The 9,583-nt window shown below is 76.6% G+C and carries 5 protein-coding genes; 4 read left to right on the top strand and 1 reads right to left on the bottom strand.

Annotation, left to right across the window (positions count from 1 at the left end; translation table 11 throughout):
• The first annotated feature begins 363 nt into the window (after positions 1–363).
• The 4 genes from D476_RS0130950 to D476_RS0130965 all read left to right on the top strand — a co-directional run bounded on the left by D476_RS0130950 (position 364) and on the right by D476_RS0130965 (position 5,176).
• Entirely contained in the window at positions 364–753 is a 390-nt protein-coding gene (locus D476_RS0130950) for a hypothetical protein (RefSeq protein ID WP_017627746.1), read from the top strand.
• Positions 754–757: 4 nt separating this feature from the next.
• Positions 758–1,717 carry an ATP-binding cassette domain-containing protein gene (locus D476_RS35210; protein ID WP_017627747.1) on the top strand — a complete coding sequence of 320 codons (960 nt, stop codon included), beginning with the start codon at positions 758–760 and terminating at the stop codon, positions 1,715–1,717.
• Complete coding sequence (locus D476_RS0130960) at positions 1,714–3,228, top strand: hypothetical protein (RefSeq protein ID WP_026124019.1); 1,515 nt, start codon at positions 1,714–1,716, stop codon at positions 3,226–3,228. The genes D476_RS35210 and D476_RS0130960 overlap by 4 nt, the downstream gene beginning before the upstream one ends.
• A 688-nt stretch (positions 3,229–3,916) precedes the next feature.
• On the top strand, positions 3,917–5,176 hold the full coding sequence (locus D476_RS0130965; protein WP_239648876.1) for a S8 family serine peptidase: 1,260 nt from the start codon (positions 3,917–3,919) through the stop codon (positions 5,174–5,176).
• 479 nt (positions 5,177–5,655) lie between these two features.
• On the opposite strand, the gene D476_RS0130970 is transcribed toward D476_RS0130965, so the two are convergent.
• A partial coding sequence (locus D476_RS0130970) for a type VII secretion protein EccC (RefSeq protein ID WP_017627750.1) occupies positions 5,656–9,583 on the bottom strand: 3,928 nt, incomplete at its 5' end.

Here is a 9,583-nt window from a genome sequence, read left to right on the forward strand (position 1 = left end):
GCCGCTCACCCCGTCGCCGCCCTCTCCGGTGGCCATCCGCACGCCCGCCACCCGACGGCGCTACCGCACGGGCCGCCGATCTGTCCTCGTCTCCGCTTCGCCTGGAAGGGCTGGGAGGTGTGGGCAGGGTGACGTCCGGACCCCCGCGCATCGTCGTTCGATCCATTAATTCCGCAGGTCGATCGGTATTCGCGAGGGAAATGGCAGAGGATGGCAGAGGCAGGGGAGCGCATTCGCGCAACGGTCTCCGGAATTGGACCGGCGGTGCCGGTAGGTTCCGGTAGATGCCGGTAGGGATACCCCTACCCCGATCACATCCCTGGTCGTAGTGTTCCTCGGCGGTCCGCTCGGTTGAGTGGGCGTATGCGCACACTCCTCCGCAGAACCGGAACCGCGGCGGCGGCGACGGCCGCGGCCGTCGTACTGGCCTCCGGCTGCAGCCTGCCGGACGCCGCCGATGCCGAACCCGAGACCACGACCTTCCCCTTCGACGGGGACGTCCTCGACGTCGAGTCGGACGGCACCCCCACCGACCTCGTCGCGGCCGACCGCGCCGACGTCGAGGTAACCCGCTGGATCGACACCCGCGGCGACCCCGATGTCACCTCCGCCTGGTCGCTGGAGGACGGCACGCTGCGCCTGGACAACTCCTGCCGCGGCGTCTGCATCTACGACGACCGCTTCCGCGTGGAGGTCCCCGAAGGGGTGCGGGTGCTCCGCGACGGCGAGCCGACCGACCTGAAGGGGGAATGACCCCGTGCTCGACCTCATCGACATCACCAAGGTCTACCGGGGCGGCCACCGCGCGGTCGACGGGATCACCCTCGGCCTGCGCCCCGGCGTCCTCGGTCTGCTCGGCCCCAACGGCGCCGGGAAGAGCACCCTGATGCGGATCGCCGCCTCCGCCGCCCGGCCCACCGCGGGCAGGGTGCTGCTGGACGGCGCCGACGTCTCCGCCCGCCCGCGCGCCCTCCGCCGCACCCTCGGGTACCTGCCGCAGGACTTCGGCTTCTACCCGAACCTGACCGCCCGCGAGTTCCTCTCCTACCTGGCCGCGGCCAAGGGGGTGGGGGCGCGTACCGCGCGGGTGCGCATCGGCGAGCTGCTGGAGCTGGTCGGGCTCGGGGCCGCCGCCGACCGGCGGCTGGGCGGCTACTCGGGCGGCATGGTGCGCCGGGTCGGTATCGCCCAGGCGCTGGTCAACGACCCGCGCGTGATCATCCTGGACGAGCCCACCGCCGGGTTGGACCCCGAGGAGCGGGCGCGCCTGCACGCGCTGCTCAGCGACCTCGCGGCGGAGCGGGTGGTGGTGCTGTCCACGCACATCGTGCCGGACGTGGAGGAGGTCGCCGCCGATGTGGCGGTGGTCGCGGCCGGGCGCCTGGTGCTCCGCGGCCGCCCCGCCGACCTGGTCGCCGATATGGCCGGGCGGGTGTGGGAGGCGGTGGTCGACCCGGTGGCGCTTCCCGTGATCGGCGGGCGCTTCCCCGTGGTCCGGTCGGTCCGCGACGGCGAGCTGGTGCGGGTGCGCCTGGTCGCGCCCGAGCGGCCGCTGTCGGATGCGGTCCCGCTCCAGGCCGGACTGGAGGACGTCTACCGTTCCGCCGTCGCCGCGTCCGCGCCCGACGCCGTCCCGGGAGCTCCCCCCGGTACGCCCTACGGCGCGGCCCCGGACGCCCTCCCCGGCCCGCACCCCTCCCCGGGGGCGGCGCGATGATCCTCCGACTGGCAGCGGGCGACCTGCGCGAGCGCGTGCGCCGCCCCTCATATGCGATGACCCTGCTGGCGTCGGCGGGCCTGGCCTACCTGTCGGTCCCGGCGGCCGACGGGCACTGGACCGTCGTGGACGCCGGGGGGTTCCGGGGCGTCTACGACATGGCCTACGTCGGCGCGGTGGTCGCGCTCGCGGGGGCGCTCTGGCTGGCCCTGGGCGGGTTCTACGTGGTGCGCGGCTCGGTCGAGCGGGACCGCCGCACGGGGGTGGGCCGCGTGCTGGCCACCGCCCCGGTGCGCGGGCCCGCCTACCTGGCGGGCAAGTTCGTCAGCAACGCCGCCGTCCTCCTCTCGATGGCGGCGGTGCTCGTCGGGGTGGCGCTGGTGATGTGGTGGGCGCGGGGCGAGGACCCCGCGGTGGACCCCGCCGGACTGCTCCTGCCGTTCCTGGTCATCACGCTGCCGGTGATGGCGGCGGTCGCGGCGGCGGCTCTGGTCTTCGACACCGTCCCGGGGCTGCGCGGCGGGTTCGGCAACCTGGTGTGGATCCCCGTGTGGGGCGCCTTCGTGTTCCTCGGCAACAGCGGAAACACCGCCTTCTCCGGGATCGGCACGCGGGCGTTCGCCACCTCCTTCGGTGAGGGCGCCGGTCGGACCGAGGTGGAGGCCGGTGAGTTCAGCCTGGGGTTCACCTACGTGGACGACCGGCTGACGCCGGTCCCCTGGGGCGGGTTGGACCTGGGCGGCGGGTTCCTCGCCGACCGGGCGGCGCTGGTCGCGGGGGCGGTCGCCGCGGTGGCGCTGTGCGCGGTGTGGTTCCGCATCGCCCGCACCGACGCGACGGGGGCGGGCGCGGCGGGTTCCGTCGGCGGGCGGCTGCTGGGCGGCCGACTCCGGGGCATGGACCCGGCGGCGCTGCTGCCCGCGCCCCGCACGCTGGTGGGGGCCGAGTTCCGCATCCTGGTGTCGGGGGTGTCGGCCTGGTGGTGGCTGGGCGCCGGAGGGCTGCTCCTGGCGGGTCTGGCACTCCCGGCCGAGGCAGGGCGGACGGCGCTGCTGCCGGTGGCGTGGATCTGGCCCGCCCTGCTCTGGTCGCGGGTCGGCACGGCGGCGATCGCGTCCGGGGTGGAGGGGCTGGTGGAGTCCTATCCGCGCCCGGTGATGCGGTTGCTGGCGGGCTGGGCGGCGGGGGCCGTGCTGTCCGCGCTCGTGGGCGCGGGCCCGCTGATCCGGGCCGCGGCCGCGGGGGACGCCGCCGCCGTCGCCGCGTGGTGCGCAGGGGCGGTGTTCGTCCCGGCGCTGGCCGTGTCGCTGGGGACGCTGGGGCGTACCCCCACGCTGTTCCAGGTGCTGTACCCGATCCTGTGGTACATGGCGGTCAACGGCATCGGGGCGGCCGACTACATGGGCATGCACACCCCGGACCCGGCGTCGAGCGCGGTGACGGCGGGAGCGGCGGCGGCGCTTCTGCTGGGCGCGGTCACGACCGACCGCCTGCGCCGCGCGCGTGCTTGAGTTCCCTGCCGTGCGGTCCGCGCGAGGAATGCCCCCGCTCCTCCGTGCGGGAAGCGTCTTCGAGGACCGAGCCTGGTGGGAACGCACCGGTACCTTCCCAGAGCGGGCCCCGCCAAGGGGCTCCCGGCCTCCGGGCCCGGCCGGGCTCTCCGTCCCCGGGCGCCCGTTGAGGGAGGACACGGGCCGCCGCTGGGCAGGTTCTCCATGGGCGGATGTCGGCGGACGGCCCAGGCGGGTCCGACAGGACAGCGGCCGGGACGGGAGCAACCCGTGGCCGACACCCTCATGCGTCCTGTACCCACCGGGCCCGCGCCGGAGGCCGACCGAACCGACCGGGCGATGGGGGCGGCGACGTGAACGGACGCGGCCGCCGCCGACCCGGGAACCGGCGGCCGCCCATAGGACGGCGTCCACTGGAGCAGGGTGCGGCTGTCAGCGACCGGGACGTGCTCCGCCGGGCGGCCGAAGCCCGCCCGGCCCCGCCGCAGAGCACGCCGCCCCCGCATGGCCGGGGTTCCCCCGGTGCGCAGGCGAGCGGATGCATCGTGTCGTCCCGGACACGGGGTGGCCTCGCCTGACGCCGCGGACGGACCGGCCGCCCTCGCCGGGGCGCCGTCGGCGTCCTAGGGTTGCCCCGACCGGGCCGGGGCGGCCGCGGGCGGGTGAGCGGAGAAGGGGAGTGGCGTCGGTGCTGGGCGGGAGACCGAGTCTGCTGGGCGGGGCGGCGGTGCTCGTCGCGGCGGCGGTCGCCGTGTCCGCGGGTGCCCCTGCGGGGGCGTCGGCCGACACGGGCGGGACGGGGAGCGGTCCCCCCGCTTCGGGCCCCGCCTCTGGCGGTTCCGGTCCCCCGACGGCGCTGCCTGAGGCGGCGATGGTCACCGAGGGCGGGGAGTGCCTGACCCCGTCGGAGACGGTGATCGACCGCGAGGTGTGGACCGAGGGCGCCCTCGGCCTGCCCGAGGCGCGCGGGTTCGCGGACGGCGCCGGGGTGACCGTCGCCGTCGTCGGCAGCGGAGTCGACGACACCGCCGCCGCCCTCGACGGCGCCGTGGACGGGGCCGGGGAGGACTGCGTCGGGTTCGGCACCTTCCTCGCCGGGATCGTCGCCGCACGCGGACAGGACGGCAGCGGCATGGTCGGGGTCGCCCCCGCCGCACGGGTGCTCGCCGTCGGGGTGACCGACGACCGGGGCGTAGCCGACCCGCAGGACGTGGCCCGGGGGATCGAAAGCGCGGCCGACGACGGCGCGGACGTGGTGCTGGTCGGCGCGCCGGTCCCGGCGGACGGCGGCGACCCGGGCATCGGGGAGGCGCTGCGCGCGGCCGCGGACGCGGACGCCCTGGTGGTGGCGCCCGCCACGGTGCCCACCGACGGGGGACCGGTCGCCGCGCTGCCCGAGCCGGGCCCCGGGGTGCTGGCGGTCACCGCGACCGGGCCGGACGGGGCGCCCGCCGAGAGCGAGCCGGCCGTGGGCGCCGACGGGGCCCCTGTGCAGGCGGACCTGGCCGCTCCGGGACAAGCGGCGATGGGCGTCGGCCCTGGCGGCGACGGCCACTTCACGTCCGGCGGGGACGCGGTCGCCGCCGCCTTCGTCGCGGGGACGGCGGCGCTGCTGCGTTCGCACGAGCCCGAGTTGAGTGCCGCCGCGGCCGCCGAGCGGCTGCCCCCCGCGGCCGCCGAGCGGCTGACGTCGACCGCCTACCCCGCACCCGGCGCCGCCGCCGAGGCGCTGCTCGGCGCGGGGACGCTCGACCCCGTCGCCGCGCTCACCGCGGTCCCGGCACCGCGGGCGGGAGCGGCCCCCGAGGCGGCCGCCTTCTCGCCCGACCCCCCGACCCCTCCGACCATCGGCCGCACCCTCGCCGTGGCCGGAGGGGCGACGCTGCTGATCCTGGTCCTAGCCCTCGGAGCCGCCGCGGTCCGGCACGGACGCACCCGCCGCACCTGACCCGGGAACGGCGCGCAGGGACGGCCTCCGGTGAGCCCCGACGCGTCCCCATTGGCGAGGCCGACGCGGCCCCGGCGACCGACGAGAGGCCCCGGGCAACCACGGGTGCGGCCGGGGCGACAGGCGCGTGCGCGGATCGTGTTCCTGGGCGATGGTCGGCGTCGTGCACGCCGTGTGTTGCAGCGGTGGGCCAGCCGTGACCGCCGACGCCGGCCCGTCCACTCGGCGATCTCCGCGTCCCCGGACGTCGCCCCGTCGCCGGTCTCCCAGCTGCCGGGGCCGAGTCCCTGGGAGTGGTGTGGCCTGGCCTCCGTCCGGCAGGGTCGGCCCGTTGGTCGCGGCTCCGTGGCGGACCGGTCCGGCCTCGGAGCCCTGACCAGCGGCTGCCATCGGTGCCGGTCCGATACCGGCCGATTCTCCCCGAGACCGCCCACGCACGGGGTGCGCCTGCGGCGGCCCTGCCGGGCCGGGTACGTCGGCTAGCCGCGGGCGGCCTCCTCGGTCTCGGGGGCCAGGGCCAGGTGCACCTGGACCGGGTCGCGCCGGTCCAGGCGCAGCGCCCGGCCCGGCGGGAGGGTCCGCGGGCGCAGCGAGCCGAACAGGATCCCCTCCGACGGAGGGCACGACAGCACGATGCTGGGCGTGTTCGCGTCGATCAGCATCCGCAGCGCCGGTTCACCCATCGCCCGGCTGAACCCGCCCGCCCCGCGGGCCAGGATCAGGTGCAGCCCGATGTCGGCGCCGAGCGGCAGCATCTCCAGCAGCGGGGCCAGCGGCCCCGGCCCGCCGGTGCCCAGCAGGTCGTAGTCGTCGATCACCACGAACAGCTCCGGCCCGGTCCACCACGAGCGGGCGCGCAGCTCCTCCGGGGTGACCTCGGGGCCGGGCAGGCGCGGCTTCAGCGCCTGGGCGGCGGCGTTCATCATCTCCTGGGCGCTCGTCCCCGTGACCGCGTACCCCAGGCGCTGCTCCTCCGGGATCGCGTCGAACAGCCCGCGCCGGGGGTCGACCACCACCACGCGGGCCTCCTCGGCGGTGTAGCGCTCCCGGATCGCCCGCGTGACGAGCCGCAGCAGGTTGGTCTTCCCGCTCTCGGTGTCGCCCACCGCCAGCATGTGCGGGGAGGTGGAGAAGTCGTGCCAGAACGGCTCCAGGCGCCGCTCCTCCAGCCCGAGCGGCACCCGCGGCCCCTCCTCGACCCCGGGCAGTTCGGCGGCGGGCAGGTGCAGGGGCAGGGTGCGCACCGGCGGGGCGGGCGGGCCGTCCCACGCGTCGGCGACCGCCCGCACCAGCCCCTCCAGGCCGGAGGCGACGGGGGTCTCCGCCGTTCCGGGCGCGTCGTCGCCCGCCTCCGGCCCGCCGCCGCTCGACCTCGGCCCGCCGCCCGCCCCCGCCAGCCGGGGGACCGCGGTGAGGAAGTGCTTGAGCTCCTCGGTCAGGCCCCGCCCCGGGACCCGCGGCACCGTCTCCGCCTTGCGCATGTTGATCGCCGAATCCACCGCGTCGCCCAGCCGCAGCTCGAACCGGGTGCCCAGCAGGTCGCGCAGCCCGGACTGGACGTCGGCCCAGCGCGGGGACGCCACCACCAGGTGCACCCCGTAGCTCAGCCCGCGCTGGGCGATCTGCACGATGTCCGGGACCAGGTCCATCATCTCCTGGCGGACCGTCGCCCACCCGTCGATCACCAGGAACACGTCGCCGTACCGCTCGTCGGGGAACTCGCCCCGGGCGCGGCGGCGCCGATAGTCGCCCATCGAGTCCACGCCGTGCTCGGCGAAGTCCCGCTCCCGCCGCGCCAGGAGCGCCGTCATCTCCGACACCGTGCGGTTGACCCGCTCGGTGTCCAGCCGCCCGCACACCCCGCCGACGTGCGGCAGGCCCGCGGCGGCGCGCAGGGTCCCGCCGCCGAAGTCGAGGATGTAGAACTGCGCCTGGGCGGGGGTGTTGGTCAGTGCCAGGGCGGAGATCAGGGTGAGCAGCAGGGTGCTCTTGCCCGACTGCGGGCCGCCCACCACCGCGGTGTGCCCGCCGGCCGCGCGCAGGTCCGCAGTCAGCGGGGTGCGCAGCTGCTCGAAGGGGCGGTCCACCTCGCCCAGCGGGACGCTCAGCACCGGTTCCCGCGACCACGACGGGCCGCTCCCGCCGAGGCCGGCGTCGGCCAGCAGGCGCCCCAGCGCCGGGGGCGCCCCCAGGGGCGGCAGCCACACCCGCCGGGCGGGCGGCCCGGCGCCGCGCACCGCCTCCAGGGCGGTCTCCAGCAGGCTCTCCGCGGGCTCCTCCTCCGGCTCCTCGGGCTCCGGGGCGGCCGCCGGGGCCGCCTTGGCGACGTAGGTCGCCAGCAGCGGGGCGACCTCCCCGCCCGCCGCCGCGGTGCGCACCGGCCGCCGCCGCGCCCGATAGGGCCCGGACACGTAGGCCGCCTTGAACCGGGCCAGCTCGTCGGTGTCGGTCTTGAGATAGCCGCTGCCCGGGGCCGGGGGCAGCTGGTGGGCGTCGGGCACGCCCAGCACCCCGCGGCTCTCCATCGCCGAGAACGTGCGCAGCGCGATCCGGTAGGACAGGTGGCTCTCCAGCTGGTGCATCCGCCCCTCGTCCAGCCGCTGGGAGGCGAGCAGCAGGTGCACGCCGAGGCTGCGCCCCAGCCGTCCGATCATCACGAACAGGTCCATGAAGTCGCGGTGCGCGGCCAGCAGCTCGCTGAACTCGTCCACCACCACCAGCAGGGTCGGCATCGGCTCCATGTCCGGGTCCGAGCGGCGCGCCTTCTCGTACTCGTGCACGGAGCTGAAATTCCCGGCGGCGCGCAGCCGCTCCTGGCGGCGGATCAGCTCGCCGTGCAGCGCGTCCTGCATCCGCTCCACCAGCGAGGTCTCGTCGGCGAGGTTGGTGATCAGCGCCGAGGTGTGGCTCAGCCGGTCCAGGCCGATGAAGGTCGCCCCGCCCTTGAAGTCGACCAGGACGAAGTTGAGGGTCTCGGAGGAGTGCGTGAGCGCCAGCGCCAGCACCAGGGTGCGCAGCAGTTCGCTCTTGCCCGAGCCGGTGGCGCCGATGAGCATCCCGTGCGGCCCCATGCCGCCCAGCGCCGACTCCTTCAGGTCCAGCTCCAGCGGCGCCCCCGACTCGGTCATCCCGACCGGCACCCGCAGCCGGTGCTCGGGCCGGTCCCCGCGCTCCCACTGGCGGTGCGGGTCCCAGGTGTGCAGGTTGGCGATGCCCAGCAGCGCGGTCAGGTCGAAGTCGGTGGTCAGCGGCTCCACCACCTCTGCGGACACGCTCATCCGGTAGGGCGCCAGCAGCCGCGCCAGGGCGCGGGCGCGCGGTTCGCCGAGCCGGTCCGGACGGCCCAGCGGGGCGAACACCTCCCGGCCGGACCGGTCCAGGTCGGCGACCTCCACCTCGTCCGGCCCCACCCGCAGCGACAGGGTGTGCGGGGCGCCGTCCCAGGCCCGGTCCGCCCCGACCTCGACGACCACGGCGTTGCGGTAGCCGCCGCCGGCCATCCGCGCACCCTGCGGCACCCGTCCGCCGTCCACCAGCACCACGGTGAACGGCTCCTCGCGGCCGGGCGCGGCCTGCGGGTCGAACCGGGGGCGGTCGGACAGGTCCGGGCCGATCAGCCGCTCCAGCTCCACCGCGTCCGGTGCGAACAGCCGGACCGGACCGGCGCCGTCCCGCTCGGTGGGGTGCAGGCAGTGCGGCAGCCACTTGAGCCAGTCCCAGCGGGCCGTCCGGTCGTCGCCCACGCACGCGGCGATGCGCAGCTCATCCGGGGCGTGGAACACGGCGAGCTGGCCCAGGACGGCGCGGGCCATGGCGCGCGCCGCCCCGGCGTCGCCGCGCAGCGCGATGTGCGCGTACCCCCGCAGGTGGACGGAGACCGGCAGGTCGGCGACGGTGGAGTAGGCGGCGATGAACCGGCGCAGCGCGTGTGCCGACAGCGGCTCCAGGTCCTCCACCGGCTTGGTGGACAGCGGCGCGATGGTGGCGTTCAGCGGCTGCCGCCCCACGGCGAACCGCACCTCGCCGAAGTCGCCGTGGGCGGCGCGCCGCTCCCACAGCCGGGTGGTGCGCACCAGCGACCACAGCGCCTCGGGGTCGGGGCCGTTCCAACAGCGCGCGTCGCGCTGGGCGGCGACCAGCTCGCGCACCCGCCCCCGCATCCGGCCCAGGTAGCGCAGGTAGTCCCGGCGCTCCCCGGCCAGCGCCCGGCGCCGCTCCAACCGGGTGCGCAGGTACTGCCCGCCGAGCATGGCGACCGCGCCGACCAGCATCATGCCGCCGGCGACGTAGGGCATGGCGCCGCCCAGACCCCCGCCGCCACCGCTCCCGGGGCGCAGGAACATCATCACCATGGCGAGCGAGCTGAGCGCCATCGGCAGGGGGATGAAGAACGCGGCCCTGCCCCCC

Origin of the sequence: Nocardiopsis chromatogenes YIM 90109 (assembly GCF_000341185.1) — a bacterium.
In the GTDB taxonomy this organism is placed as follows: Bacteria; Actinomycetota; Actinomycetes; order Streptosporangiales; family Streptosporangiaceae; genus Nocardiopsis_A; species Nocardiopsis_A chromatogenes.

Excerpts from the sequence above, each read along its gene's own strand:
- D476_RS0130950 (WP_017627746.1), top strand. The coding sequence starts at position 364 with ATGCGCACACTCCTCCGCAGAACCGGAACCGCGGCGGCGGCGACGGCC.
- D476_RS0130960 (WP_026124019.1), top strand. The coding sequence starts at position 1,714 with ATGATCCTCCGACTGGCAGCGGGCGACCTGCGCGAGCGCGTGCGCCGC.